We start from the raw sequence: 26,457 nt of genomic DNA, 5'->3' as shown, positions 1-26,457 counted from the left end.
TCAAGGAGGACGCCGTGGCGGCTCAAGGAAAACGCGACCGGACGCACTGGCTCTACATCGCGGTGATCATCGCCGTGGTGGCCGGCGTGATCGTGGGCCTGGTGGCCCCCGAGTTCGGCAAGGGGCTCAAACCCCTCGGCGACCTCTTCGTCAGCCTGATCAAGATGATGATCAGCCCGGTGATCTTCTGCACCATCGTGCTCGGCATCGGTTCCGTGCGGGCCGCGGCCAGCGTCGGCAAGATCGGCGGCCTCGCGCTCGGCTACTTCATCGGCATGTCGACCTTCGCGCTCGGCATCGGCATCGTCGTCGGCAATCTGCTCAAGCCGGGCACCGGCCTCGGCATCCACGCCGACCCGGCCGTCGGCGCGAAGTACGCGGACCAGGCGCACGCCGCCGGCGGCACCTGGGGCTTCATCCAGGGCATCGTGCCCGAGACGCTGTTCTCGGCGCTCACCGCCGGCAGCGTGCTGCAGGCGCTCTTCGTGGCGCTTCTGGTGGGCTTCGCGCTGCAGGCCATGGGCCCCGCGGGCGAGCCAGTGGTGCGCGCGATCGGCGTGCTGCAGAAGCTGGTCTTCCGCGTGCTCGTGATGGTGCTGTGGCTCGCTCCCGTGGGCGCCTTCGGGGCGATGGCGGCCGTGGTCGGGGCGACGGGCTTCGACGCCGTCATCCAGCTCGGCTGGCTGATGCTCGCCTTCTACATCACCTGCGCGCTGTTCGTCTTCGTGGTGCTCGGGACGCTGCTGCGCCTCGTGACGGGCCTCTCGGTGTTCAAGCTCGCCCGCTACCTGGGCCGCGAGTACCTGCTCATCGTCGCGACGTCGTCGAGCGAGTCGGCCCTGCCCCGGCTCATCGCCAAGATGGAGCACGCGGGCGTCGAGAAGACCACCGTCGGCATCGTGGTGCCCACCGGCTACTCGTTCAACCTCGACGGCACCGCGATCTACCTGACCATGGCCTCGCTGTTCATCGCCGACGCGATGGGCTCGCCGCTGAGCTACGCGGAGCAGTTCTCGCTGCTGCTGTTCATGATGATCGCCTCGAAGGGCGCCGCTGGCGTCACCGGCGCCGGCCTCGCGACCCTGGCCGGCGGCCTGCAGAGCCACCGCCCGGAGCTGCTCGGCGGCGTCAGCGTCATCGTCGGCATCGACCGGTTCATGTCGGAGGCCCGCGCGCTCACCAACTTCTCCGGCAATGCGATCGCCACGCTGCTGATCGGCAAGTGGACGTCCACCGTCGACCTGGCGCAGACCCAGCGCGTGCTCGACAAGCAGGACCCGTTCGACGAGGCGACGATGGTCGACGACCACGGCACCGAGGCCCCGCCCGCCCCGGACGCGAAGGTCGCCGCCGCGCACTGACACAACGCCTGAATTGAACGACGTTTTGGAGAGTCCGACCTGCGGGTTCGCTCTCCAAAACGTCGTTCAATTGCGTCAGCGGGCGAAGCGCGCGCGGACCGCATCCTCCGTGAGGCCGTAGTCCTCGAGCGAGTAGGTGTGGTTGGGGCGGCGGGCGCCGGAGCGGCTGGCGTCGTGCATCGCCGACATCGACTGCCGCGCATCATCGGTCAGCTCCAGCCCGAACCCCTCGTAGATGTTCCCGACGGTGCCGAGCGGGTCGGCGACCAGGTCGGGGTAGTCCACGTCCACGAACTGATCGCCGCGGCCGTCGGCGGTGTGCCGGGCGCGGGCCTCGTCGAAGGCGTCGAGCCCGCGCGCCCAGGTGTCGAGCTGATCGGCGCCGATGGTCGCGCCGGTGAAGGCCGTCGACCAGCCCTCGGTCGCGTGTTGCGCGAGCGAGCAGACGGAGGCGATGATCGTCTCGGCCGGCCGGTGGCACTGGACGATCAGGGCGTCCGGGTACACCTCGAGGACCGCGTCGAGCGCGAAGAGGTGGCTCGGGTTCTTGAGCACCCACCGCTTGCCGGGATCGTTCATGCCGATCAGCTGCAGGTTCCGCTTGTGCCGGCGGTACGCGGGCGTCCAGTCCTGCTCGGCCAGCCAGGCCGCGTACGACGGGACGTGGGCGAGGCACTCGTAGGAGACGGAGTGCACGGACTGGCGCAGCAGCTGCCAGCACTCCTCGACCTCCGACGCCGACATGTAGTGCAGCCCCATGAATTCGGGGTGCTCGGTGTGGTGCTGTGCGTACTGCTCGTCGAGGAGCTTGTAGACGGGGTTCTCCGCCCAGGTCGCGCGCGGGGGTCGCGGCTGCGGGACCTCCGCCAGCCACATCTGCAGGCCCTGATTGCCGGGGTCCGCGTCGAGCAGGCGGTGCAGGGCCGTCGTGCCGGAGCGGGGGAGGCCGGTGACGAACATCGGCCGCTCGACGGCGACGTCGGCGTGGCCGGGGTTCGCCGCGAACGCCGCCTCGCTGATGAGGCGCGCGGAGAGCGCGCCCCGGAGGAAGACGCGCGAGAGCTTCGAGCCGAGCTCGGTGAGCGCCGCTTCGTCGCGGTAGGAGTCCAGCAGGACCTGCAGGGCCTCGCGATAGCCGTCCGACGGGTCGCCGAAGTCGCTCAGCCCGGTGCGCCGCATCGCGGACTCGTGCAGATCGTCGACCGTGCCGACGGACGTGGTGATCTCAGACATGGAACTCTCCGCAGTTGACGTCGAGCGTCTGGCCGGTGATGCCGGACGCGCGGGGTGAGGCGAGGAACAGGACGGCCGAGGCCACCTCGTCCTCGGTGGGCAGGCGCCGCAGGTCGGAGTTCTTCGCCGCGTCGGCGTAGTCCTCCTCGACCGTGACGCCCTTGGTGCTGGCGCGGTACTCGAAGTAGGCCTTGAGCGTGTCGCCCCAGATCCAGCCCGGCACCACGGAATTGATCCGGATGCCCTCGGGGCCGAGCTCGGTGGCGAGCGACTGCGCGAGCGCGAGCTGCGCCGTCTTCCCGGCCTTGTAGCCGCCGTAGCGCAGGTCGGAGTGGCGGATCACCATCGAGTTCACGTTGACCACGGCGCCGCCGCCGTCCGCGGCGGCCAGGGCCTCGCGGAAGGCGAGCACGGTGCGCAGCGCGCCGAGCGCCATGAGGTCGACGCTCTGCAGGATGTGCGCGGGATCGGTCTTCACCAGGCGCTGCATCGACGGGTACGTGAACGCGTTGTTGACCACCGCGTCGACCCGGCCGAAGCGCTCCTGGACCTGCGTCGCCAGCGCGGCGAGCGAGTCCTCGTCGGTGATGTCCGCGGGGATCGCGACGGCACCGTCGATCTCAGCGGCCATCGCTTCGAGGCGTTCCGCTGTCCGCGCGACGAGCACGACCTGCGCGGCCTCGTCCGCGAACCGTCGGGCGAGCACGGCGCCGAGGGCCGGCCCCGCCCCCGCGATGACGACGACCCTGCCGTCCAGGCCCAGTCCGGCCATCAGCCGACCATCCTTTCGCCGATGAGCCGCGCGCGCTCCGCGATGCGGGCGCGCCACGCGGCGCCCTCGATGCGGTTGGCCGCGTGGTGGGGGAGGTGCTGCGCGACCTCCGCGAGCGGGACCACCTGCGCGGTGGGGCCGTCGGCGGCGGTGAGCGGGGAAGCGGTGCGCTGCCAGCGGAACTGGAGGTAGCCCCGGCGGTGCCCGAGCGTCTCGATCCAGTTGGCGACGCCGGGATCGTTGTTCGACACCACGATCCGGATCATGCCGTCCGGGTCCACCTGTGCCTGAGACCCGTTGAGCGAGGTCTGGTGGTGGATGTAGTCGAGGGAGATGTACCAGAGGCTGCCGAGCTGGAAGCCCAGGTACGGCGCGTCGCCGCGGGGGACCGTGATGATCAGCGCCTGGTCGTCGGCGAGGTCGTAGTGCCCGACCGACGAGAACTGGGTGGCGAGGCCGCCGGGCGTGAGCCGCGGCGCCGTCAGCGTGTTCACCGGGAGCGGGTCGTAGAACCACTTGGGGAACTGAAGCCAGGTCTTCACGCGGTTCACCAGCTGCTTGCCCGCGGCGGCGTAGCGCTTGGCCATGAGCTCGGGGGTGACCGGGGGCGGGGCGGTGCCCGCGGTATCGGCGCGCGCGATGGCGAAGGTGCTGCGCTCCGCCGACCAGTCGTCGAAGACCTCGCGGATCACCAACTGCGCCTTGCCGGGAGGTAGCCGGTAGTAGGAGCCGGGGACGGCCTCGCCCGGGCCGAAGCGGACCTCGAACCGGCCGTCGGCGTCGACGTTCAGCTCGCGGTCGTCGAAGGCGACGGTGCTGGCCGGCACGTTGTCGTCGGTGTACTCGCCGCCGCCCAGCACCTGGAAGCTGACGTCGCACGTGGTGCCGCGGCGGCCGGTGACCACGTACTCGTGCGCGCCGTCGACCCGCGCACCGAAGTACAGCGTGTCCGGGTTGTCGAGGCCCATCTTCGTGAACGGCCCCGTGCCGCTGAGCAGGAACGGGTGGTCCTTGTCGAAGTGGAAGGCGCCGTGCACGCAGGCCGCCACGCCCTGCGCGAGGTACTGCAGCCCCTCCAGCAGGTCGGCCTCGGTCTCGATGTGCGGTGCCGCGGCGACGAGGCCCTCGGCCTCGGTGATCGCCGCGACGAGCGGATCGCTGTACATCCCACCTCCGATAGTGGTACAAATGTGGACCAATGTGGTAGAACCTGTTCCAGACCGTAGGCGCAGGTGTCGGCGAGTGTCAAGGAGTGGCGATGACGGAGTCGGTGGAATCGGCGGAGCGGGCCGTGGCGGCGGGGCGGACCTCGCCGCCCACCGAGCGCGTGGTGGCGGTGCTCGACTTCCTCTCGCGGCACGAGCGGGAGCGGTTCGGCATCTCGGAGCTCGCGCGGCGGGTGGGCCTGAGCAAGCCGACCTGCCTCGGGATCGCCGCCACGCTGGTCGAATCGGGATATCTGATCCGGGACGACCGGGACAAGACCTACCGTCTCGGGCCGGCGCTGATCCCCCTCGGGCGGGCCGCTCGTACCTCGCTGCGGGCCGACCCCGCGGGCGGCGACGTGCTCGCCGGGCTGTGGGAGGCCTTCGGGCACCCGGTCTCGCTGTCGGGCGTCGTCGGCGACCGGGTGACGGTGCTCGACGTGGCCGTCGACCCGGGGCGCCCGGCGATGGTCACGGTCGGCGACAGCTACCCGTTCACCCCGCCGATCGGGCTCATGTACGTGCTCTGGGACCGCACCGGCCGGCTGGAGCGGTGGCTCGCGCGTGATCACGTCCGCGCCGACGGCGACCGGCTCGCCCGCGTCATCGAGACCTGCCGTGCCGACGGCTACCTCGTCGAGTTGCTCACCCCCGCGGGGCAGCAGCTGTACCGGCTCATGGCCGGCGTGCCCGGCGACATCCCCGCGGAGCTGCGGGCTCTGATCGGGGAGGTCGTCGCGGGCATCGGCGACCGTGTTCACCTGCGGGGCGAGGCGGAAGACGGTGGCGCGGCGCAGAACGTCAGCGTGATCTCGGCGCCGGTCTTCGACGGCGACGGCGCGCAGGCGATGGTCGCGAGCATCTACGTGAGCGCCGAGCTCGACGAACGGGGGATCGCGGAGCGGGCGGCCGCGCTCGTCGCCGCCGCCGACCGGATCACCGTCCGGATCGGGGGTAGCAAGCCGCGGCGCTGAGGTGTTGACAGTCGGCGAGAACAGGTTCTAATCTTCGGAACAAGAATGGACCGCAATGGTCCAAATATGAACCGGAGGTTGGAGTGGTGGAGACGACGGTCGCCGCGGATCATCTGCGGCTCCTCGAGGCGGAGGCGGTGTACGTCTTCCGTGAGGTGGCGGCCACCTTCGAGCGGCCCGTGCTGCTGTTCTCGGGTGGCAAGGATTCGGTGGTCATGGTGCACCTCGCCGCCAAGGCCTTCTGGCCCGCGGCGATCCCGTTCCCGGTGCTGCACATCGACACCGGGCACAACTTCGACGAGGTCCTCGCCTTCCGCGACGAACTCGCCGCCGACCGCGGGCTCCGGCTCGTCGTCGGCAGCGTCCAGGACGACATCGACTCCGGCGCCGTCGTCGAGCCCACCGGCCCGGGCGCCACCCGCAACCGGCTGCAGACCGCGACGCTGCTGCGCACCCTCGGCGAGCACCGCTTCGACGCCGCCTTCGGCGGGGCGCGCCGCGACGAGGACAAGGCCCGCGCCAAGGAGCGGATCTTCAGCTTCCGAGACCGCTTCGGGCAGTGGGACCCCCGCGCGCAGCGCCCCGAGCTGTGGAACATCTTCAACGGCCTGCACCAGAAGGGCGAGCACATCCGCGTGTTCCCGCTCTCGAACTGGACCGAGCTCGACATCTGGCAGTACATCGCCGCCGAGGCGATCGCCCTGCCGGCGCTGTACTACGCGCACGAGCGCGAGGTGATCGAGCGCGACGGGATGCTGCTGTCCACCGGGCCGCTCGTCGCGCCCCTGCCCGGCGAGACGCCCGAGCGCCGGACCGTGCGGTTCCGCACCGTCGGCGACGCGACCTGCACCGGCGCGGTGGAATCGGACGCCACCACCCCCGACGCCGTCGTGGCCGAGGTCGCCACCACCCGGATCACCGAGCGCGGCGCGACCCGCGCCGACGACCGGATCTCGGAGGCGGGCATGGAGGATAGGAAGAAAGAGGGGTACTTCTGATGGAGATCCTGCGCATCGCGACGGCCGGCAGCGTGGACGACGGCAAGTCGACGCTCATCGGACGGCTGCTCTTCGAATCCAAGTCCGTGCTGGAGGACCAGCTCAGCGCGGTCGCCGCCACCACCGCCGCCCGGGGAGAGGAGGGCGTCGACCTGGCGCTGCTCACCGACGGCCTGCGGGCCGAGCGGGAACAGGGCATCACGATCGACGTCGCCCACCGCTACTTCGCCACCGCCACGCGGAAGTTCATCCTCGCCGACACCCCCGGGCACGAGCAGTACACCCGCAACATGGTCACCGGGGCGTCGACGGCCGACGTCGCGCTGATCCTCGTCGACGCCCGGCACGGCCTCACCCGGCAGTCCCGCCGGCACACCTTCCTCACCTCGCTCCTCGGCGTCGAGCACATCGTGCTGTGCGTCAACAAGATGGACCTGGTCGACTTCGATCGCGCCCGGTTCGACGCCATCCGCGCCGAGTTCGCCGAATTCGCGGCCAAGCTCGAGGTGCACGACGTGGAGGCCATCCCGGTCTCCGCGCTGCTCGGCGACAACATCACCGAGCGCTCGGCGAACACCCCCTGGTACGACGGCCCGTCGCTGCTCTACCACCTGGAGAACGTGCACGTGGTGAGCGACCGCAACCTCATCGACGCGCGCCTGCCGGTCCAGTACGTGATCCGGCCCCGCGACAGCGACTTCCGGGGCGTCGCCGGCACCGTCGCCTCCGGGGCGTTCGCGGTCGGCGACGAGGTGGTCGCGCTCCCGTCGGGCTTCACCACGACGGTGGCCGAGCTCTACCGGCCCGGCGGCGCGAAGGCCGACCGGCTGGAGGCGGGGGAGGCCGCGTGCGTCCGGCTCGCGGACCACCTGGACGTGGGCCGCGGCGACGTGCTGTGCCGGCCCGCGAACCGCCCGCAGTCCGCCACGGACCTCGACACGACGCTCTGCTGGTTCTCCGACACCGCGAAGCTCACCGTCGGCGCCGAGTACCGGATGCTGCACGCCCACACCGCCGAGCCCGTGCGGGTGGAGGCGCTGGACTACCGGCTGGACACCAGCACCCTGCACCGCGATCAGGACGCCGCCGAGCTCGGGCTCAACGACATCGGCCGGGTGCAGCTCACCGCGCGCCGCCCCGTCCTGTTCGACCCGTACCGGCGCAACCGGACCACCGGCAGCTTCGTGCTGGTGCATCCGCAGACCAACGAGACCGTCGCCGCGGGGATGATCACCGGCCCCACCCTCAAGTCGACCGCTGTCGTCTGGCACGGCGCGGCCGTGCGGCGCGAGGACCGCGCGACGCGGGGCGGCACCGTCTGGCTGACGGGGCTCTCCGCGTCGGGCAAGTCGACGGTGGCGTGCGAGCTCGAGCGCCTGCTGGTTGCGCGCGGCGTGCCCGCGTACCGGCTCGACGGCGACAACCTGCGGCACGGCCTCAACGCCGACCTCGGCTTCTCCGCCGCCGACCGGGCCGAGAACGTGCGGCGCGTGGGTGCCGTCGCGCAGCTGCTCGCCGACGCCGGGACGGTGGCGATCGCCTCCCTGATCAGCCCGTACCGCGAGGATCGGGACCGGATCCGCGCGCAGCACGAGGAGGCGGGCCTGCCCTTCGTGGAGGTGTTCGTGGACACCCCCGTCGAGCTGTGCGAACAGCGCGACCCCAAGGGCATGTACGCCAAGGCGAGGGCCGGCGAGATCCCCGAGTTCACCGGGATCAGCGCGCCCTACGAGGCGCCGGAACGGCCCGAGCTGGTGCTGCGGCCCGAGGACGGGGAGCCCGCGGAACAGGCGCTGGTGGTGCTGGACCGCTGGCTGAAACTCCGGCCGTGAATCACCCGTCTAAACTGGGCTGGTGCACGTAGACACGGTCTCCCACGCCGCCTCCACGCCCGATGTCGACCAGCCGTACCGCGAGCTCGGACTCAAGGACGACGAGTACCAGCGGATCCGCGAGATCCTGGGCCGCCGACCCACCGACGCCGAGCTCGCCATGTACTCGGTGATGTGGTCCGAGCACTGCTCCTACAAGAGCTCCAAGGTGCACCTGCGGTACTTCGGCGAGACCACCACCGACGAGATGCGGTCGACGATGCTCGCGGGCATCGGCGAGAACGCGGGTGTCGTGGACATCGGCGACGGCTGGGCGGTGACCTTCAAGGTCGAGTCGCACAACCACCCGTCCTACGTGGAGCCCTACCAGGGCGCGGCCACCGGCGTGGGCGGCATCGTCCGCGACATCATGGCGATGGGCGCGCGCCCGATCGCCGTGATGGACCAGCTGCGCTTCGGCCCGGCCGACGCCCCCGACACCCGGCGCGTGCTCGACGGCGTCGTGCGCGGCGTCGGCGGCTACGGCAACTCCCTGGGCCTGCCGAACGTGGGCGGCGAGACCGTTTTCGACGCCTCCTACGCGGGTAACCCGCTGGTCAACGCGCTGTGTGCCGGCGTGCTGCGCACCGAGGACCTGCACCTGGCCTTCGCCTCCGGCAAGGGCAACAAGATCATCCTGTTCGGCGCCCGCACCGGCCTCGACGGCATCGGCGGCGTCTCCGTGCTCGCCTCCGAGAGCTTCGACGCCGACGAGAAGCCCAAGAAGCTGCCGTCGGTGCAGGTGGGCGACCCGTTCATGGAGAAGGTGCTCATCGAGTGCTGCCTGGACCTGTACCGCGAGAAGCTCGTGGTCGGGATCCAGGACCTCGGCGGGGCCGGCCTGTCCTGCGCCACCTCCGAGCTGGCGGCCGCCGGCGACGGCGGCATGTACGTCGACCTCGACCAGGTGGCCTGCCGCGCCCAGGGCATGAGCGCCGCGGAGATCCTCTCCTCCGAGTCGCAGGAGCGCATGTGCGCCGTGGTGACCCCGGAGAACGTCGACGCGTTCATGGCCGTCTGCGCCAAGTGGGACGTCCTGGCCACCGTCATCGGCGAGGTCACCGACGGCGAGCACCTCGTCATCGACTGGCACGGCGAGACCGTCGTCGACGCCCCCGCGCGCACGATCGCCCACGACGGCCCCGTCTACACCCGGCCCGTCGAGCGGCCCGCGTTCATGGACGCGCTCATCGCCGACACCACGTCGGGCCTGCGCCGCCCCGCCTCCGACGACGAGCTGCGCGCCACCGCGCTCAAGCTGCTGGCCTCGCCCGCGCTGTGCTCGCGCAAGTTCATCACCGAGCAGTACGACCGGTACGTCCGCGGCAACACCGTGCTCGCCGAGCACGCCGACGGCGGCGTCATCCGGATCGACGAGAGCACCCAGCGCGGCATCGCCCTGTCGACCGACGCCTCGGGCCGCTACACCTACCTCGACCCGTACGAGGGCGGCCGGCTCGCGCTCGCCGAGGCCTACCGCAACGTCGCGGTCACCGGCGCCACCCCGAAGGCCGTCACCGACTGTCTGAACTTCGGCTCGCCGGAGGACCCGGGCGTGATGTGGCAGTTCCAGCAGGCGGTGCACGGCATCGCCGACGGCTGCGTCGAGCTCGGCATCCCCGTGACCGGCGGCAACGTCAGCTTCTACAACCAGACCGGCAGCACCGCGATCCTCCCGACCCCGGTGATCGGCGTGCTGGGCGTGATCGACGACGTGCGGCGCCGCATCCCGACCGGCCTCGGCACCGAGCCCGGCGAGACCCTCTACCTCCTGGGCGACACCCACGACGAGTTCGACGGCTCCATCTGGGCGCAGGTCGAGCACGATCACCTCGGCGGCGTGCCGCCGCGCGTGGACCTGGGCCGCGAGAAGCTGCTCGCCGACGTGCTCACCGCCGCGTCCCGCGACGGCCTCGTGTCCGCCGCGCACGACCTGTCCGAGGGCGGCCTGTGGCAGGCCGTCGCCGAGGCCGCGCTGGCCGGCGAGACGGGCTGCCGCCTGCTGCTGCCCGAGGGCTCCGACGCGTTCGTGCAGCTGTTCTCGGAGTCGACGGGCCGCGTCCTCGTCGCCGTCCCGCGCACCGAGGAGACCCGGTTCGCCGCGATGTGCGCGGCCCGCGAGCTCCCGGCCGTCCGCATCGGCGTGGTCGACCAGGGCAGCGACTCCGTCGAGGTCCAGGGCCGGTTCAGCGTGACGCTGGCCGACCTGCGCGCCGCGCACGAGGGCACGCTGCCCGCGCTGTTCGCCTGATGGCGGCACCGTCGGACGAGAACACCGCCGCGCCCGCCGAGGAGGGGCTGCACGCAGGGCTCCGCGCCCGGCACCTGATCATGATGAGCCTCGGCTCCGCGATCGGCGCCGGGCTCTTCGTCGGCGCCGGCAAGGGGATCGCGCTGGCCGGACCGGCGGTGCTCATCGCCTACGCCGTGGCGGGGCTCGTCGTCATCGCCGTGATGCGGATGCTCGGCGAGATGGTCGCCGCCGACCCGAACCCCGGCGCCTTCTCCTACTACGCCGGGCGTGCCCTCGGGCCCGGCGCCGGCTTCGCCGTGGGCTGGCTGTGGTGGGTGCAGCTGTGCCTGGTGGTGGCCGCGGAGGCCGTCGCCGCGGCGGCCATCCTCAACGGACTGCTGCCCGGCGGGCCGCCGGTGTGGGTGTGGGCGCTGGTCTTCATGGTCGCGCTGACCGCGCTGAACCTGGCCGGGGTCCGCGGCTTCGGCGAGTTCGAGTTCTGGTTCTCGCTGATCAAGGTCGTCTTCGTCGCGCTCTTCCTGGTCATCGGCGTCGGCTACCTGCTCGGCTGGACGTCGGCGCCCTCGCCCGGGCTGGGCAACCTCACCGATTTCGCGCCGCACGGCATCAGCGGCGTCGTCGCCGCCCTGCTGGTGGTGGCCTTCGCCTTCGGCGGGATCGAGATCGTCGCCGTCGCCGCGGCCGAGACCCGGGACCCGGAGCGCACCGTCGGGCGGGCCATCCGCGCCACGGTCTGGCGGATCCTGGTCTTCTACGTCGGCAGCGTCGCCGTGATCCTGCTCGCGCTGCCCTGGGACGACCCGGCCGTCGCGAAGGAACCCTTCGTCGCCGTGCTCAAGGCCGCGGGGCTGCCCGCGGTGGGCACCACGCTCGGCGTGGTCATCGTGGTGGCGCTGCTCAGCTCGCTCAACGCGAACCTGTACGGCAGCTCGCGGATGCTCTACTCGCTCGCCGAGCGGAGGATGGCGCCCGCCGGCTTCGGGCGCGCGAACCCGTCGGGCGTGCCCGTCCTCGCGGTGCTCGCGAGCTCGGTCATCGGCTTCCTCGCCGTGCCCGCGACGTACATCTGGGGCTCCGAGGTGCTGGACCGGCTGCTCGCCGTCGTCGGGTCGACGCTCATCGTCACCTGGCTCGCCACCATCGCCTCGCAGATCGTGCTGCGCCGCCGCGCCGAGCGCGACGGGACCCGGCTGCCGCTGAAGATGTGGGGCTACCCGTACCTCTCGTGGGCCGTGCTCGTGGTGCTGCTGGGCATCGTGGTCCTCGCGATCGCCAACGACGACGTGCGGTACCAGGTGCTCTCGACCTCACTGGTCGTCGCGCTGCTGTGGATCGCCGGCACCGTGCACGCGCGAGCTCAGGCCCGCCGGGCGTCCTTGGAGCGGTAGAGACCCGCGTCCGCACCGACGATCAGCGACTCCACCGAGGAGCCGGCCTCCGCAGTCGTGGTGGTGCCGATGCTCGCGCCGATCCGTACCGCGTGCGCCTCGGCGCCGCCCGCCGCGGGCAACTCGATGGGCGTGGCCAGCGCGCGGTGCACCAGCTGCGCGGCGTCGTCGGGCCGGAAGGGCGGGGAGACGAGCACCGCGAACTCGTCGCCGCCGACGCGGTACAGGGTGCCGACGCCGGCGAGCGCGGTCCGGATCCGCGTGGCCGTCGCGACGAGGAGCCGATCGCCCACCGCGTGCCCCAATCGGTCGTTGATCGCCTTGAAGCCGTCGAGGTCGATGAGGCAGAAGCCGACCCTGCCGGCGGGCGCGTCGGAGAGGTCCTCGCGCAGCCTGCGCCGGTTCGGTAGCCCCGTCAGCGCATCGTGATGGGCGAGATGGCTGAGCTCCGCGTGGGTCGCCCGCAGCTCCGTCACGTCGTGCCCCACGCCCACGAGCAGCGCCGGCCGGTCGCCCTGCGCCGGAACGCGGCTCAGCGCCCAGCGCCCGACGCTGGTGTCGCCCAGGAAGCGCAGCCGCCGGTGCTCGAGGAAGCGGGTGACCCCCTCGTCGTTCGCGTCCGCCAGCTCCCGCAGGACCCGCTCGACGTCGGCCGGGTCGTCGGCGAGGAGCGGCCGCACGTCGTCGCCCGACGCCCCGAGGAGCTTCGGATTGGACTCCATCATGCGGGTCATCGCGGAGCTCGCCTCGAGGAGCCGGCCCCGCTCGTCGGCGACGAAGACGGGGGAGCGGGCGTGCTCGAACATCACCCGCAGCCGGGCCTGCGCCTGCCGCTCGCCCTCCTCGGCGGACCGTCGGGCCAACTGCGCCGCCCGGTGCACCACGGCCTGCCCGTCGATGATGCGGCGCGTCAGGGCCTCGGCGTAGCCGGCGGTGTACTCCGCGAGGATGAGGGCGGTCCGGCGCCGCACCTCCGCCGTCGGCTCCCGGACCAGCGCGTCGGGCAGCGTCGCGATCGCCCGTCCGCCGGCGGCGGCGCCCGCGGGCACCGTGATCTGCAGGGCGACGAGGAGGCGGCCCACGTCGCGACCCACCGCCGGGTCGAAGTCGTCGGCGCCGAGCGCGGCGATCACCGACTGGAACGCGGTGAGCAGCTCCGCCCGCACGACGGCGGCGGGCAGCGGGAGGTAGACGTCGTCCGCGATCGACATGAGGAACTCGTCCACCAGCAGCGCGACGACGGACTCACCGCGCGCGAGGAAGCCCAGCGGTGACGAGGATTCCCCCACTGCCCCTCCTCGATCCCGGTTCTGTCCGAGCACTCTACGCGGGGCGCCGAGTTCGGTTAGATTCGACGTTGCAATGACGAATCTCGAACCGCCGGACGCACCGTCGACGATCCCGCTGGACATGGACCGCCCCAACGGATCGCGGCTCTACGACTACTTCCTGGGCGGCACCAGCTACCTCCCGGTCGACCGGGACGCCGGCGAGGAGATCGCCCGGGAGGCCCCGCACTGGGCGCTCGGCGCTCGGCTCACCCGGACCTTCGCCCGCCGCGCGGTGCAGACGATGGCGAACGCGGGCATCGACCAGTTCCTCGACCTCGGCTCGGGCATCACGGCCGGCGGCACCGTCCACGAGCTGGCGCGGCTGGTCAACCCCGAGGCGCGGACCGTCTTCGTCCACCGCGAGCCGATCGCCTTCGAGCTCGGGCGCCAACTCGTCGGCGACGATCCGCACGCGGGGGTGCTCAAGGTCGACATCCGCGACCCCGACGCCGTTCTGAACCACCCCGTGACCCGTGGGCTCATCGACTTCGGCAGGCCCATCGGTCTGCTCGCCGTCGGCACCTTCGTCTTCGTCGGCGACGGGGACGACCCGGCCGGGCTGCTCCGCCGGTACCGGGAGCCCGCCGTCCCGGGCAGCATGATCGCCCTGTCGCACGTCTCCGACGATTCCGCCCACCCGGAGATCGCGGCCGAGCTGCGGTGGGTGCGGCGGCGCTACGAGCACACCAGTACGCCGCTGAACGTCCGTCCGCGCGCGGAGATCCTCTCCTGGCTCGAGGGCACGGAGATCCTCGAGCCGGGACTGGTGCGCTACGGCCGGTGGCGTCCCGAGTACCCCCTCACCGAGGCGCAGCTGCGCTGCGACTACGGCTACGTCGGCGTGGGCCGGATCGTGTGACGGGCGGCAGTGCCATCATGGGCCGATGAGGATCAAGCCCGGCCGTCCGAGGTTGTCGGACTACGCGGCCCTGGTCGACGACTCCACGGCGGCGCCTGCGGCGCCCGTCACCGTGACGTGGGCCGGCGTGACCACCCTGCTGATCAGCGACGGCGCGTCGGCCATCATGACGGACGGCTTCTTCTCGCGGCCGTCGCTCGTGTCGGTGGGGGTGCGCCGCCTGGAGCCGTCCGTTCCGCGGATCGACGCGGGGCTGGGGAGGCTGGGCGTCGAGCGCCTCGACGCGGTGGTGCCGGTGCACACGCACTTCGACCACGCGATGGATTCCGCCGTGATCGCGGAGCGGACCGGGGCGGTCCTGGTCGGTGGCGCATCCGTCGCGCACCTGGGTCACGCGCTGCCCGCCGCACAGGTGCAGGTGGTGCGCGACACCGCGCCGCGCGGCTTCGGCGGCTTCGACCTCACGTTGATCGAGGGCCACCACTGCCCGCCCGACCGGTACCCGGGGCAGATCACCCGCCCGGTCGTCCCGCCGGTGCGCGCGTCGGCCTACCGCTGCGGGGAGGCGTGGTCGATGCTGGTGCGCCACCGCGCGTCGGAGCGCACGGCCCTCGTCGTCGGGAGCGCGGGCTTCGTGCCCGGGGCGCTGACGGGGCGCAGCGCGGAGGTCGTGTACCTGGGCATCGGCCAGCTGGGCCTGCAGTCCGGCGCCTACATCGAGCAGTACTGGACCGAGACGGTCCGGACCGTCGGCGCCCGGCGGGTGGTCCTGACGCACTGGGACGACTTCTTCCGGCCGCTGGACCGCGGGCTGCGCGCCCTGCCCTACGCGGGCGACGACCTCGACGTATCGATGGCGGCGCTCAGTCGGCTGGCGGCCGAGGACGGTGTGTCCCTGTACCTTCCGACGCCGTGGCGACGTACCGACCCCTGGCGCGACTAGCCCGGGCCGCCCGCGCCGCACCGCCGCGGGCGCCCGGCCGGCGCCGATCAGCGCGGCGCGATCGGCAGGGTCGTCACGATCCGGTCCGACGGGGTGGCCGCGCCGCCCGGGCGCTCGATCGAGATGCCGAACGTCACCGCGCCGTCGATCGACGTGACCGCCGCCGTCGTCGTGGGGCGCACGTCGGCCTGCGTCATCGTGCCGCGGGAGCGGGCGCCGCCGCCCGGGTCCATCAGCCACATCTGGTAGACGGTGCCGTCCTGCGGCGGCGGGACGTCGTTCATCAGCACCACGCCGGCGTTGCGCTCGCGGGAGTAGATGAACGAGATGGTCGCGTCGCCGACCCGCGCCCGCGTGGTCCGGGCGTCGGGCGCCGCGAGCACGATCTCGGTCTCCGACGGTGCCCGCCCGTCCTGTCCGGCGAGGACGGAGCGGCCGAGGACGACGCCGGCCGCGACGGCGACCACCACGACGGCCGCCGCGGCGACCGCGCGCAGCGCCGTGCGCGACGGCCGGCGGTTCCGGCGGATCGGCGTGACCCCGGGATCGTCGACCACCTGGGCCAGGACGCGCTCGAAGACCTCCGCGGGCGGCTCGACCCCGTACTGGGCGGCCTGCGCCGCCATCGTCTCGCGCACCGCATCGACCCGGGCGTCGAACTCCTCGCGCACGTCGGCGGCCGCGGCCTCGCGCGCCGCCTCGACGCCCGACCGCTCGTCGGCGTCGAGGGCGTGCAGGGCGTAGACCTCCGCATCGTCGAGGAGCGCGTCCCCGCTCCCGGTCCCTGCCGGCACGTCGCTCATGACAGCACTCCGAGGGGCTCGAGGCAGCGGCGCAGGCGCGCGATGCCGTCGCGGATGCGGCTCTTCACCGTGGCGAGCGGGGCGTCCAGCCGCTCCGAGACCTCGCGGTAGGTGTGGCCGCCGTAGTAGGCCATGGTCAGGGCGTCGCGCTGCGGTTCGCTGAGCGTGTCGAGGCAGTCGACCACCGCACCGGAGTCCTCCCGCTGCTCGCTGGTCTCGGCCACCACGTCGTGCGGGCGCTGGTAACTCGCATGGGCGAAGCTGTTCTCGCGCTCCCCGCGGGAGCGTTCGGCGCGGACCCGGTCGACGGACCGACGGTGCGCGATCGTCACGAGCCAGGACTCGGCGGATCCGCGGGCGGCGTCGAAATCGGCGGCCTTGCGCCACGCCTCGAGGTAGACCTCCTGCGCGACCTCCTCGCCGTAGCCGCGGTCGCCGATCACCCGCAGCGCCGTGCCGAAGACGAGGCGACCGGTACGCTCGTACAGTTCGCGGAAGGCCCCGACGTCGCCGGCGGCGGTGCGTTCGAGCAGGTCGTCGGCCTCGGTTCGCGCACGGGTCATCCGGGTGCCTCCTTCGTCCCGCGGTACGTTACCGGTTCCCGGCACACCGGACCGGATTCCGCCCCCGACCGCGGGGCGCGACACCGTCAGGGGAGCGCACACAGCGGCGCTATCCGCTCGAGTCCCCCGGTGGTCGGCGTGCTGAGGATCGTGCACGCGTTGTAGCCGAGCCGCTCCGCGGTGGCGCGCACCTGCGCCCACCGGGCGGGCGGCACGGCCGCCGTCCGCGACAGGACGAAGGCGCTGCGTCGCGCCGGATCGCCGACGAACGCCCAGGAGTAGTCCGGAGCCAGCGCCGCGACCACGTAGTTGGGCGGACCGTCGAGGGCCTCCTGGGTCGGCACGCCGGGGAAGGAGACGTGGAGCTGCGCCGTGGTGCGGGGGTCGGTGACGCGGGCGTTGCCCCGGATCGAGGAGGTCGACCCGGTCCACGTGGTGCACGTGTTGTGGACCGAGACGTTCGTCGCGTCGACGATCCGGTAGGTCGCCGAGGTGTCGCGCGCGCACTGCGCGCTGAACGGCGCGGGGATCGTGGCCAGCTGGTGCCAGGTGCCGACGTAGCGGGCCACGTCGACCTTCGCGACGGGGCCGAGGGGCGCCGCGGCGGCGGGACCCGCGACGGCTGTCGCGACGGCGAGGGCGGCGGTGCAGGCGAGGGCGGCGGAGCGGGCGGTGCGGATCATCGGTTCTCTCCTCGGGGAGGTCGGGGGACGAAGAAGGACGTGCGGTCGGCGTACGCGGCCCAGCCGGGGCGCTCGCTCATGAAGCGCTCCAGGAGCCGGGCGCCCGTGGCGTACACCAGGAAGTAGGTCATGAGGACGGGGGAGATAACTGTCAGCACACCCGGCCACGCGCTGGCCGCGATGAGCCAGATCCCCCACCAGGTGCAGGCGTCGCCGAAGTAGTTGGGGTGCCGGGTCCAGGCCCACAGGCCGCGGTCCATGATCAGCCCGCGGTGCGCTGGATCGGCCTTGAAGGCGCGCAACTGGTGGTCGCCGACGGCCTCGAAGCCGATCCCCGTCAGGGCGAGGAGGAGTCCCGCCGCCAGGACGACGGTCCACGGGCCGGTGGTGGGCCCGGCGGTGGCCGAGACCTGGACGGGGAGCGAGACGAACCACTGGGCGGCGCCCTGGACGACGAAGACCTTGCGGATCACGGTCGCGGTGCCGCCACCCGCTCGATTCAGCATGTCGGTGTAGCGCGGGTCCTCGCCCTTGCCCGCGGATTTCACCCACATGTGCCAGGACAGGCGCACGCCCCAGACCGTGATGAGCGCGGCGAGGAGGAGGGCGCGCGTCGCGTCGCCGTCGCCCAGCGCGGCCGCGATCCACGCGACGGCCACGATGCCCGCGCCCCAGGCGACGTCCACCACGTTGTACCGGCCGATGCGGTGACCCACGAGGAAGGTGATCGCCTGGACCGCGGCGAGGGCCGCGAGCGAGGCGGCGGTGACCAGGAGGAAGTCGCTCATCGCGCCGCCTCCGGTGCGAGCACGATCTGCTGCACGTCGAGGTAGCCCGACCGGAAGCCGGCCTCGCTGTAGGCGAGGTAGAACTCCCACAGCCGCCGGAACTCGGGTGCGTCCGCCGGTGGCGGCAGGTCGTCGGGATCCGCGAGGAAGCGCTCGCGCCACAGGCGCAGCGTCTGCGCGTAGTGCGGGCCGAAGCGGTGCCGAGCGCGGACGGCGAGGCCGGCGGTTCCGGCGGCGGCCGCGACGGCCTCGGTGGAGGGCAGCATCCCGCCCGGGAAGACGTACTTCTGGATCCACGTGTACGTGCGCAGCGTGGCGAGCATCCGGTCGTGCGGCATCGTGATCGCCTGCAACGCGATCCGGCCGTGCGGTTCCACGAGCCGGGCCAGCGTCGCGAAGTACTCGTCCCAGTGCGCGGCGCCGACGGCCTCGATCATCTCCACGGAGACGACCGCGTCGTACGTCCCGTCGACGCGGCGGTAGTCGAGCAGGTCCACGCGCACCCGGTCGGACAGTCCGGCCGCGGCGATCCGCTCCAGCGCGAGCGCGCGCTGCTCCGTCGACAGCGTCACCGAGCGGACCGTCGCGCCCCGCGCCGCCGCGCGCAGGCAGAGCTCGCCCCAGCCGGTCCCGATCTCCAGCAGGCGCGTGCCGGGGCCGACGCCCGCGGCGTCGAGGAGGCGGTCGATCTTGGCGTGCTGCGCCTCCGTCAGTGCCGCCCAACGGGGTTCGCCCGCGTCCCCGGCGCGGGTCGTGCCGGGGTCGCCGTCGGGGATCTCCACCGCGGAGAACAGCGCGCTCGAGTAGGTGAGGGTCTCGTCGAGGAACGTCGCGAACAACTCGTTGGAGAGGTCGTAGTGGTGGGAGACGTTGTCCCGCACATGCTCGGGCGTGCCGATCTCCGTGCGGGGCCGAGCGGTGGCCGCGAGGCGGCGCAGCGACTGCAGCCACCGCGGCACCAGCTCGGGCATCCGCTCCGCCAGGGCCGTGAGCGCCGCGACCAGGTCCGGGGAGTCCCACTCCCCGGCTACGTAGGCCTCACCGAACCCGATGAGCCGGGAGGTCCCGATCCTGCGGTGCACGGCATCCGGCGCATGGAGGACGATCGTCGGGTCTCCGGGGGCGGGATCGCCCGCCGTCGTGACTGCGACGCCGCTGCGCGCGGCGGCGCGCGCGAGCAGGGTGCGGGCCGCGCGGCCGAGGACGCGGGCGCGGAGCCCGGTGGGGACGGGGGCGCCGCGGTGGCCGGCGCGGGAGCTGCGGGGTGCGAGTTCGACTGTCACGGATGCGCTTTCTGGTCGGTGGTGTCGGGACGGGGGACGAGCGGCAGGCCGGAGGCCCACAACCGGATGCCGTGCCGGCGGATCCGGACGGCGACGAGCAGCGGCACGAGTGGGGCGCGCAGCTGCGACAACAGGATCCGCCCCGGTGTCGCGGCTCGGCGGGTTCCCCGCCACTGGGCGGTGAACGGGGCCCGTCCGGGCCGTTCGAGCACCACGTCGATGGACAGCTCCCCGTCGGGTTCGGGCATCCGGAGGCGGTACACGCCGTCGACCGGCTGGAACGGGGAGACGTAGAACTCCTTGGCGACCGACGCGCCGTCCCGCGCCCCGGGGCCCAGCACGTAGGCGTGCCGTCCGCTGTAGGTGTTGTGCACCTCGGCGACGATCGCCCGGACCTCCCCGGCGGCGTCGTGGCACCAGAAGACCGTCAACGGGTCGAAGACGTAGCCCAGGCAGCGCGCGTTGAGGAGGGCGGTGATCGGGCCGCCGGGAACGTCGGCGCCGTTGGCGCGCAGTGTCTCCTCGACCCGGCGGCGGAGGGTGTCAGCCCCGTCGGCGACGGGGGACAGGTGGTCGGCGGCCCGGAAGGAGACCAGCGGGCGCAGCCACCGCGGCACGGTCGGCGGAGCGTCGACGTCGATGAACCAGCTCGCGCTCCGGTGCCGGAAGCCGTGCTCGACGGGGGAGCGCCGCAGGTGGCCGATCTCGGTGTCGTACATCGCGGGCGGGCGGGTCACGGCGCGACCCCGGCCACGCGGCGGGCGGCGCGCAGGCCCGACGCCGCGCCGTCCTCGTGGAAGCCCCAGCCGTGGTAGGCCCCCGCGAAAGCGAGCCCCGGGCCGGAGATCTCGTCCAGGCGCCGGGCCGCCGCCACCGACTCGGTGGTGAACGACGGATGCTCGTACGGCAGCTCGGCGAGCACCCGCGCGGGGTCGACGAGGTCCTCGCCCCCGAGCGTCACCAGCGCGGTCTCGCGGCCGCGGGGCAGGCCCATGAGGCGGGTCAGGTCGTAGGTCACCGAGACCGGCCGTCCGTCGCCGGTGGCGAGGTAGTTCCACGAACCGCGGGCGTTCTGGGTTCGCGGCAGCAGCGAGGTGTCCGTGTGCAGCAGAGCGGGATTCGGGGTGTACCGGATCGCGCCCAGCAGCTCGTGCTCGAGGGCGGTCGGCGGGTCGAGGAGCGCCAGTGCCTGGTGCGGGTGGACCGCGACCACGGCACCGTCGAACTCCTCCGCGGTCCCGGCATCGTCGACGATCCGCACGCCCCGGTCCGTGCGTGCCAGACTGCGGACCCCGGTGCCGGTCCGGACGTCGGCGACGCCCGCAGCGACCTTCTCGACGTACCGGGCGGACCCGCCGACGACGGTGCGCCACTGCAGGGACCGCCCGACGGTGAGCATGCCGTGGTTGTCGAGGAACCGGAACAGGTGGCGGGCCGGGTAGGCGTCGACGTCGTCGGGCGGGCACGACCACACGGCCGCGACCAGCGGGCGGAGGAAGCCCTCCACGAGACGCTGGCTGAAGCCCTCGCGCAGGACGAACGCGCCGAGGGGCAGGTCGGTCGCGTCGCCGTGGAGGTGGTCGCGGGCGCGGCGGTGGAACCGCGGCACCTCCGCGAGCAGCCGCAGGTGACCCGTGTCGATCAGGTGGCGCGGCGTGGGCAGGAGGCCGCGGATCCCCTTGCCGCCCGCGAACTCGACGCCGCGCGCGTCGTCGCGGATCGACATGCTCATCTCGGCGTCCCGCGTGGCGACGCCGAGTTCCTCGAACAGGCCGCACAGCACCGGATACGTGTGGTCGTTGTGCACGAGGAACCCAGAGTCCACCTGCACCGGATCGGCGAACCCGAGGTCGACCGCGTGGGTGTGGGCGTGCCCACCCAGACGGATGTCCCGCTCGTAGAGCGTGACGCGGGCCGACCGGCTCAGCTCGTGCGCCGCGACGAGTCCGCCGACCCCGCTGCCGATCACCGCGAAGCGCTTGTTCGCATCGTTCATGACCGTCATTCGGAGCCGTGGCGCCGCCGGATGGGGCCGGGCGCGGAGAGATTTTTCACCGTGTGCGTCCGGCGCGGCGCGGTTAGCGTGGAGCCATGGGAATTCACGGATCCGCAGTCGTCGACGCCCCCGTCGACGAGGTCTTCGACTGGTTCTCCCGCCCCGGGGCGTTCGCCCGCCTCCAGGCGCCCTGGCTGCCGATGCGGCTCCGATCGCAGGCGACGTCGCTCGCCGACGGGGTGACGGTGATCGACCTCCCCGGCGGCCTGCAGTGGCGCGCGGTGCACGTCCCGTCGGAGTACGTGGCCGGGCGGCGATTCGTCGACGAGGTCTCCGCGGGCGGCGCCCGGTCCCTGCCCGCGGGCCTGTTCCCGTGGCGGCACGTCCACGGCTTCGAGCCCGTCGACGCGACCCGCACCCTGGTGACCGATGAGGTGCACACCCCGGTCCCCGAACGCCTGCTGTCCGAGGTCATCGCCTTCCGCTACCGGCGCCTCGCCGGGGACCTCGCCGCACACCGTCGGGCGGCCGACGCGGGCCTGGGGCCGTCCACGATCGCCGTGACGGGCGCGTCCGGACTGGTCGGAACGGACCTGGTTGCCTTCCTCAGCACCGGCGGGCACCGGGTGCTGCGGCTGGTCCGCGGCGAACCGCGGTCCGACGACGAACGTCGCTGGGACCCCGCTGCGCCGGACCCCGCCGCCCTGGACGGGGTGGACGCCGTCGTGCACCTCGCGGGCGCGAGCATCGCCGGACGGTTCACGCCGGCGCACAAGGAGCGGATCGCGGCGAGCCGGATCGAGCCGACCCGGCTCCTGGCCCGCGCCGCAGCTCGGGCCGGCGTGCCCGTCTTCGTCAGTGCGTCCGCCGTCGGCTGGTACGGGCGCGACCGCGGCGACGAGATCCTCACCGAGGGGTCGGCGGCGCCCGCGGAGCCCGACTTCCTCGCCGATGTGGTGCGCCGCTGGGAGGCCGCGGCGCACGACGGGGCCGGCGACGGGACCCGCGTGGTCACCGTGCGCACCGGGATCGTCCAGGCGCCGCAGGGCGGCACGCTCAAGCTGCTGCTGCCGCTGTTCCGCGCGGGACTCGGCGGCCGGCTCGGCGACGGCCGCCAGTGGCAGCCGTGGGTCGGGATCGACGACCTCGTCGACGTCTACCACCGCGCGCTGTGGGACACCGGCCTGTCGGGGCCCGTCAACGCCGTCGCGCCCGGCGTCGTTCGCAATGCCGCGTACACCCGCGCCCTCGGCCGGGCCGTGCACCGGCCGACCCTGCTCCCGGTCCCGGCGTTCGGTCCGGCGCTCCTCCTCGGTCGCGAGGGCGCGGACGACCTCGCCTTCGCCTCCCAGCGGGTGCGTCCCGCCGTGCTGGAGGAACGCGGCCACTCCTTCCGGTACCCCGCGGTCGACGACGCACTCTCGCACCTGCTCGGCGGCTGAGCGCGTACCGTCGGGTCGACGGCGCCGACGAGGAGGACCGATGACCACGACACCCGGAGCACCGGCGGCGGAACTGGCCCGCCTGCAGGCCGCGGGCACCGCGACCGAGGCCTTCGCGCTCTACGACGCGCTGCCCGCGGTGCAGGTGGCGGACATCCTCGGCGACTGGCGGGGTGAGGGCTTCGACACCGGCCACCCCATGGACGGGCTGCTCGAGCTGTACGGCTGGCACGGCAAGCGTTTCGCCTCCGCGAACGACGTCCAGCCGCTCGTCTTCGACGGTCCGCGCGGCCCCTACCCGGTGAACCCCGCCGCGATGCCGCTGGGCGCGTCGATGCGGCTGCCGCGGGCGCTGCTCACCGCGACGGCGCCCCTGGCCCGCCGCGGACTGCGGCTCGTGCGCACGTCGAAACCCCGTGCGCGGCTGCGGATGATGGAGCACCGCGGCGTCGTCACCGCGACGATGAGCTACGACGCGCTGCCCATCAACGATCACTTCCGCCGCGTCGACGACGCCACCCTGCTGGGCGTCATGGACCTGCGCGACGTGCCGCCGTTCTTCTTCGTGCTGCGCCGCTGAGTCCTGATCACACCTCCCAGGTGTGCACCGGGTTCCCCTCGTGCATGAGCTGCACGTAGTCGGCGAGCATGCCGCGCAGCGCCCGCTCGCGGGACTCGCCCGCGGCCTCGCGGTTCGCGACGGCCTGCCGCTGCCACGACGAGCCGGTCTGGCGCTGGATGCAGCGACCCTCGAGCACCTGCATGTACCGCTCGCGCGACTTCGAACCGACGCCGTAGGACTTGAGGCCGGCGTCCATGAGCGGCAGCAGGCGGCGCAGCACCAGCTCATCGGGCCGGATCCAGCCGACGTTGGGCCAGTACAGGCCGGCGTCGAAGGCGTCGCGGGCGCCGGAGTGCAGGTTCTCGGTGGCGGCGTCGAAGCTCATCTGGGTCCAGATGGGGCGGTCGGCCTCCACCAGCGCGCGGACCACGCCGTAGTAGAAGGCGGCGTTCGCCATGGTGTCCACCACCGTCGGGCCCGCGGGGAGCACCCGGTTCTCCACCCGCAGGTGGGCGTGCCCGTCGACCACGTCGTAGACGGGGCGGTTCCAGCGGTAGACGGTGCCGTTGTGCATCCGCAGCTCGGGCAGCTCCGGCGACTCGCCGCGGGAGACCACCTCGAGCGGGTCCACGTCGCTGCACACCGGCAGCAACGCGGGGAAGTAGCGGGTGTTCTCCTCGAACAGGTCGAAGGTGGAGGTGATCCACCGCTCGCCGAACCAGACCCGCGGCCGCACACCCTGATTGCGCAGCTCGATGGGCCGGGTGTCGGTGGCCTGCTCGAACAGCGGGATGCGGGTCTCGTGCCACAGCGCCTTCCCCGCGAGGAAGGGGGAGTTCGCGGCGATCGCCACCTGCACGCCCGCGATGGCCTGCGCGGCGTTCCAGTGCGCCGCGAAGTCCTCGGGCGCCACCCGCAGGTGCAGCTGCAGCGACGTGCACGCCGCCTCGGGCAGGATGGTGTCCGAGGTGATGTCGAGCCGCTCGCCGACCACCGCGCCGGGCAGCGGGGCGCCCTCGATGTCGATCTCGATGTCCTCGCCGCGGGCGGCGAAGACCTGTTCGTTGAGCAGGTCGTACCGCGGGTTCGCGGAGAACCACTGCTTGCCGAAGTGCTCCTCCTCGAGGGTCGGGAGCATGCCGATCATGACGAGGTTGGAGCCCGCCGCCCGGGCCCGCTCGTCGGCCCGGTTCAGCGAGTCCCGCAGCGAGTCCTCCAGGTTCTCGGTGCTCTGGTCGACGAACGGCCTTGGCGCGACATTGATCTCGATGTTGAACTGACCGAGCTCGGTCTGGAAGTCCGGGTCGGCGATGGCGTCCAGCGCCTCGGCGTTCGCCATGGCCGGCTCCATCTCGTCGTCGACGAGGTTGAGCTCGACCTCCATGCCGAGCAGCGGCTCCGGCGGCGCACCGTCGTCCGTGAACAGGCCCTCGGCCAGCATGCGCGCGATGGCGTCCGTTCCGCGCTGGACCTGACGGCGGAACCGCATGCGGTCCTCGCGTGTGAACACCCTGGCATCGACATCGGCACCCATGGCTCGCAGCTTTGCAGAAGCGGCGCGGAGCGCGGGGGCGAATGGAGTCATCGGGCCCGCCCGCGGTGTCGGGTCTTCACCGGCGCGGATGGGGGATGAACTATTCTCGACATCGTTGACGTCGAACCGATAGGGGATCCTCATGCGCGCCGTCCGTCGTTCCGCCCTGGCCGTCACGGCCCTCGCCCTCGGCGCCCCCGCGGCTCTGGCCCCGTCGGGCATCGCGTCCGCCGCGCCCGCGAAGCCGACCACGCCCGCGGCGCAGCTCCTGCTGACCCAGGGCGAGTTCCCCGCCGGCTACCAGGTGCAGAAGGTGAGCCCGAAGGAGCTGTCCGAGATCACCGACTCCGTCGGCACCGGCATCTCCGGCGCCCGCGTGACCCCGGCGCACTGTGCGCCGACGATCGACCGGGCGGCCCTCGGCCGTGCCGCGGGCATGCCGATCGTCGTGGCGGTCAACGAGGCGAAGCGGACCGCTCTGTCGGAGACGCTCTCCTCCGCCGGCTCGCTGGACAACGCGCTCCGCATCCCCGCCGGCTGCGAGAACATCCGCATCGAGATGAACCCGAAGCCCGGCTCGGCCGACCGGGTCGTCATGAACGCCACGTCCGCGCCCGTCGCGCTGCCGGGCGCCCCGAAGGGCGCGCGTGCCGTGTTCACCCGGGCCACGGGCACCGTCACCGTCGACGGCAAGGACACCCGCTTCGCGCAGGAGCAGCTCATCGGCGGCGAGCAGGTCCGCGGCTACGCCGTGCTCCTGGTCTCGACCACGGTGAGCGACACCGGCCGCGCCGACCGCGCGGGCTTCACGCAGGCGCTCGCCGCGGCGACGAACAAGGTCCGCACCGCGAAGTAGACGGCCCTGCCGGGGCTCAGCGCCCGGCCACCGTCCGGCCGCCCACGACGGTCCGCGCGACCTTCGCCGTGAGCAGGGCGGCCTCGCCCGCGACGAACGGATCGGCGTCGAGCACGACGAAGTCCGCGGCCAGGCCGGCCCGGAGCGTCCCGGCGACGTCCTCCCACCGGCACGAGTACGCCGCGTCGCGGGTGCCGTGCCCGAGGGCTTCCGCGAGCGGCAGCGCCAGCTCAGGGAGGTTCGCCGGCAGCGCCGGGTCGATCGCCGACCGCCGGGTGGACGCGACGAACATGTTCGGTAGGGGCGGGTGCGGCGCCGTGGGGGCGTCGGAGCCGAAGGCCAGCACGGCGCCCGCGGCGGTGAACTCGGGCCACGGGTAGCCCCGCTCCACCCGGTGATCGCCCAGGTTGGCGCGCCAGGTCGCCTGGATCGCCGGATCGGCGTGCACGGGCTGCATCGACGCGACCGCGCCCAGCCGGGCGAGCCGCGCGACGTTCTCCTCCGCCACCGTCTCCAGGTGCTCGAGGCGGTGCCGCCGATCGAGCGGGCCGTTGGCCGCGATCGCCCGCTCGAGCGCGGTGAGCGCGATGTCGGAGGCCTCGTCGCCGATGGCGTGCATCGCCACCTGCAGGCCCGCGGCGTCGGCGAAGGGCGCCCGCATCGCAGCGGTGCAGCTGTCGATGACGCCGTCGACCATGATCTTGACGCCCGCGATCCGGATCGGCCCGTCGGCCAGCCGCTCGGCGTGCGCGCGGGCC

The 26,457-nt window shown here is 72.9% G+C and carries 24 protein-coding genes; 11 read left to right on the top strand and 13 right to left on the bottom strand.

The window, feature by feature from the left end; all coding sequences use genetic code 11:
- The first annotated feature begins 14 nt into the window (after positions 1-14).
- Positions 15-1,361 (top strand): cation:dicarboxylate symporter family transporter, encoded by a 1,347-nt coding sequence (locus LB823_RS17195; protein WP_224649203.1) that lies wholly within the window; start codon positions 15-17, stop codon positions 1,359-1,361.
- A gap of 75 nt (positions 1,362-1,436) precedes the next feature.
- On the opposite strand, the gene LB823_RS17190 is transcribed toward LB823_RS17195, so the two are convergent.
- Genes LB823_RS17190 through LB823_RS17180 form a run of 3 tightly spaced genes read right to left on the bottom strand, consistent with a single transcriptional unit; the run spans position 1,437 to position 4,532 of the window.
- Positions 1,437-2,594, bottom strand: coding sequence for a sulfotransferase (locus LB823_RS17190; protein WP_224649201.1), 1,158 nt, complete (start codon positions 2,592-2,594; stop codon positions 1,437-1,439).
- Positions 2,587-3,366, bottom strand: a complete 780-nt coding sequence (locus LB823_RS17185; protein ID WP_224649199.1) for an SDR family oxidoreductase — start codon at positions 3,364-3,366, stop codon at positions 2,587-2,589. The genes LB823_RS17190 and LB823_RS17185 overlap by 8 nt, the downstream gene beginning before the upstream one ends.
- Positions 3,366-4,532, bottom strand: coding sequence for a hypothetical protein (locus LB823_RS17180; RefSeq protein ID WP_224649197.1), 1,167 nt, complete (start codon positions 4,530-4,532; stop codon positions 3,366-3,368). Before LB823_RS17180 ends, LB823_RS17185 begins: the two co-directional genes overlap by 1 nt.
- A gap of 92 nt (positions 4,533-4,624) precedes the next feature.
- On the opposite strand from LB823_RS17180, the gene LB823_RS17175 reads away from it, so the two are divergent.
- The 5 genes from LB823_RS17175 (at position 4,625) to LB823_RS17155 (ending at position 12,056) form a co-directional block, all read left to right on the top strand.
- Positions 4,625-5,545 (top strand): IclR family transcriptional regulator, encoded by a 921-nt coding sequence (locus LB823_RS17175; protein WP_224649195.1) that lies wholly within the window; start codon positions 4,625-4,627, stop codon positions 5,543-5,545.
- A gap of 83 nt (positions 5,546-5,628) precedes the next feature.
- On the top strand, positions 5,629-6,543 hold the full coding sequence (cysD, locus tag LB823_RS17170; protein WP_374201344.1) for a sulfate adenylyltransferase subunit CysD: 915 nt from the start codon (positions 5,629-5,631) through the stop codon (positions 6,541-6,543).
- Positions 6,543-8,375: an adenylyl-sulfate kinase gene (gene cysC, locus LB823_RS17165; protein WP_224649191.1), complete on the top strand. Its 1,833-nt coding sequence runs from the start codon at positions 6,543-6,545 to the stop codon at positions 8,373-8,375. Before cysD ends, cysC begins: the two co-directional genes overlap by 1 nt.
- Before the next feature lie 22 nt (positions 8,376-8,397).
- Positions 8,398-10,665 carry a phosphoribosylformylglycinamidine synthase subunit PurL gene (gene purL / locus LB823_RS17160; protein WP_224649189.1) on the top strand — a complete coding sequence of 756 codons (2,268 nt, stop codon included), beginning with the start codon at positions 8,398-8,400 and terminating at the stop codon, positions 10,663-10,665.
- Positions 10,665-12,056 (top strand): amino acid permease, encoded by a 1,392-nt coding sequence (locus tag LB823_RS17155; RefSeq protein ID WP_224649177.1) that lies wholly within the window; start codon positions 10,665-10,667, stop codon positions 12,054-12,056. Before purL ends, LB823_RS17155 begins: the two co-directional genes overlap by 1 nt.
- Here the strand turns inward: LB823_RS17155 and LB823_RS17150 are convergent.
- Positions 12,026-13,345, bottom strand: a complete 1,320-nt coding sequence (locus LB823_RS17150) for a sensor domain-containing diguanylate cyclase (protein WP_224649175.1) — start codon at positions 13,343-13,345, stop codon at positions 12,026-12,028. The two genes, LB823_RS17155 and LB823_RS17150, sit on opposite strands and share 31 nt — an antisense overlap.
- Before the next feature lie 73 nt (positions 13,346-13,418).
- Between LB823_RS17150 and LB823_RS17145 the strand changes: the two genes are divergently transcribed.
- Both LB823_RS17145 and LB823_RS17140 read left to right on the top strand, forming a co-directional pair.
- Positions 13,419-14,246, top strand: coding sequence for an SAM-dependent methyltransferase (locus LB823_RS17145; protein ID WP_224649173.1), 828 nt, complete (start codon positions 13,419-13,421; stop codon positions 14,244-14,246).
- A gap of 25 nt (positions 14,247-14,271) precedes the next feature.
- Positions 14,272-15,189 (top strand): MBL fold metallo-hydrolase, encoded by a 918-nt coding sequence (locus tag LB823_RS17140; protein ID WP_224649171.1) that lies wholly within the window; start codon positions 14,272-14,274, stop codon positions 15,187-15,189.
- A 47-nt stretch (positions 15,190-15,236) separates the two neighbouring features.
- Here the strand turns inward: LB823_RS17140 and LB823_RS17135 are convergent, their stop codons facing one another.
- The 7 genes from LB823_RS17135 to LB823_RS17105 form a co-directional block, all read right to left on the bottom strand.
- The gene (locus LB823_RS17135) at positions 15,237-15,992 is read right to left on the bottom strand and encodes an anti-sigma factor (RefSeq protein WP_224649168.1); all 756 of its coding nucleotides are present in this window, start codon (positions 15,990-15,992) and stop codon (positions 15,237-15,239) included.
- Positions 15,989-16,555, bottom strand: a complete 567-nt coding sequence (sigK, locus tag LB823_RS17130; RefSeq protein ID WP_224649166.1) for an ECF RNA polymerase sigma factor SigK — start codon at positions 16,553-16,555, stop codon at positions 15,989-15,991. Before sigK ends, LB823_RS17135 begins: the two co-directional genes overlap by 4 nt.
- A gap of 86 nt (positions 16,556-16,641) precedes the next feature.
- A complete protein-coding gene (locus LB823_RS17125) occupies positions 16,642-17,238 on the bottom strand; it encodes a lipocalin family protein (protein WP_224649164.1) in 597 nt (198 codons plus the stop codon).
- Positions 17,235-18,026 (bottom strand): DUF1295 domain-containing protein, encoded by a 792-nt coding sequence (locus tag LB823_RS17120; RefSeq protein ID WP_224649162.1) that lies wholly within the window; start codon positions 18,024-18,026, stop codon positions 17,235-17,237. Before LB823_RS17120 ends, LB823_RS17125 begins: the two co-directional genes overlap by 4 nt.
- Positions 18,023-19,309, bottom strand: coding sequence for a class I SAM-dependent methyltransferase (locus tag LB823_RS17115; protein WP_224649159.1), 1,287 nt, complete (start codon positions 19,307-19,309; stop codon positions 18,023-18,025). Before LB823_RS17115 ends, LB823_RS17120 begins: the two co-directional genes overlap by 4 nt.
- On the bottom strand, positions 19,306-20,028 hold the full coding sequence (locus tag LB823_RS17110; RefSeq protein ID WP_224649247.1) for a DUF1365 domain-containing protein: 723 nt from the start codon (positions 20,026-20,028) through the stop codon (positions 19,306-19,308). Before LB823_RS17110 ends, LB823_RS17115 begins: the two co-directional genes overlap by 4 nt.
- 14 nt (positions 20,029-20,042) lie before the next feature.
- Entirely contained in the window at positions 20,043-21,305 is a 1,263-nt protein-coding gene (locus LB823_RS17105) for an NAD(P)/FAD-dependent oxidoreductase (RefSeq protein ID WP_224649157.1), read from the bottom strand.
- 95 nt (positions 21,306-21,400) lie between these two features.
- On the opposite strand from LB823_RS17105, the gene LB823_RS17100 reads away from it, so the two are divergent.
- A complete protein-coding gene (locus LB823_RS17100; protein WP_224649154.1) occupies positions 21,401-22,747 on the top strand; it encodes a TIGR01777 family oxidoreductase in 1,347 nt (448 codons plus the stop codon).
- 40 nt (positions 22,748-22,787) lie between these two features.
- Positions 22,788-23,327, top strand: coding sequence for a DUF4334 domain-containing protein (locus LB823_RS17095; RefSeq protein WP_224649152.1), 540 nt, complete (start codon positions 22,788-22,790; stop codon positions 23,325-23,327).
- A 7-nt stretch (positions 23,328-23,334) separates the two neighbouring features.
- Here LB823_RS17095 and LB823_RS17090 read toward each other — a convergent pair whose 3' ends face one another.
- Positions 23,335-24,843 (bottom strand): glutamate-cysteine ligase family protein, encoded by a 1,509-nt coding sequence (locus tag LB823_RS17090; RefSeq protein ID WP_224649150.1) that lies wholly within the window; start codon positions 24,841-24,843, stop codon positions 23,335-23,337.
- Positions 24,844-24,985: 142 nt separating this feature from the next.
- Here LB823_RS17090 and LB823_RS17085 point away from each other — a divergent pair, with 142 nt between their 5' ends.
- On the top strand, positions 24,986-25,699 hold the full coding sequence (locus LB823_RS17085; RefSeq protein WP_224649148.1) for a hypothetical protein: 714 nt from the start codon (positions 24,986-24,988) through the stop codon (positions 25,697-25,699).
- Between the two features lie 16 nt (positions 25,700-25,715).
- Here LB823_RS17085 and LB823_RS17080 read toward each other — a convergent pair.
- A partial coding sequence (locus tag LB823_RS17080) for an amidohydrolase family protein (protein ID WP_224649146.1) occupies positions 25,716-26,457 on the bottom strand: 742 nt, incomplete at its 5' end.

This window comes from Tsukamurella sp. M9C, assembly GCF_020169415.1.
In the GTDB taxonomy this organism is placed as follows: domain Bacteria; phylum Actinomycetota; class Actinomycetes; order Mycobacteriales; family Mycobacteriaceae; genus Tsukamurella.
Note: the sequence above shows the minus strand (reverse complement) of the source record. Positions and strands in the feature narration are given on the sequence as shown.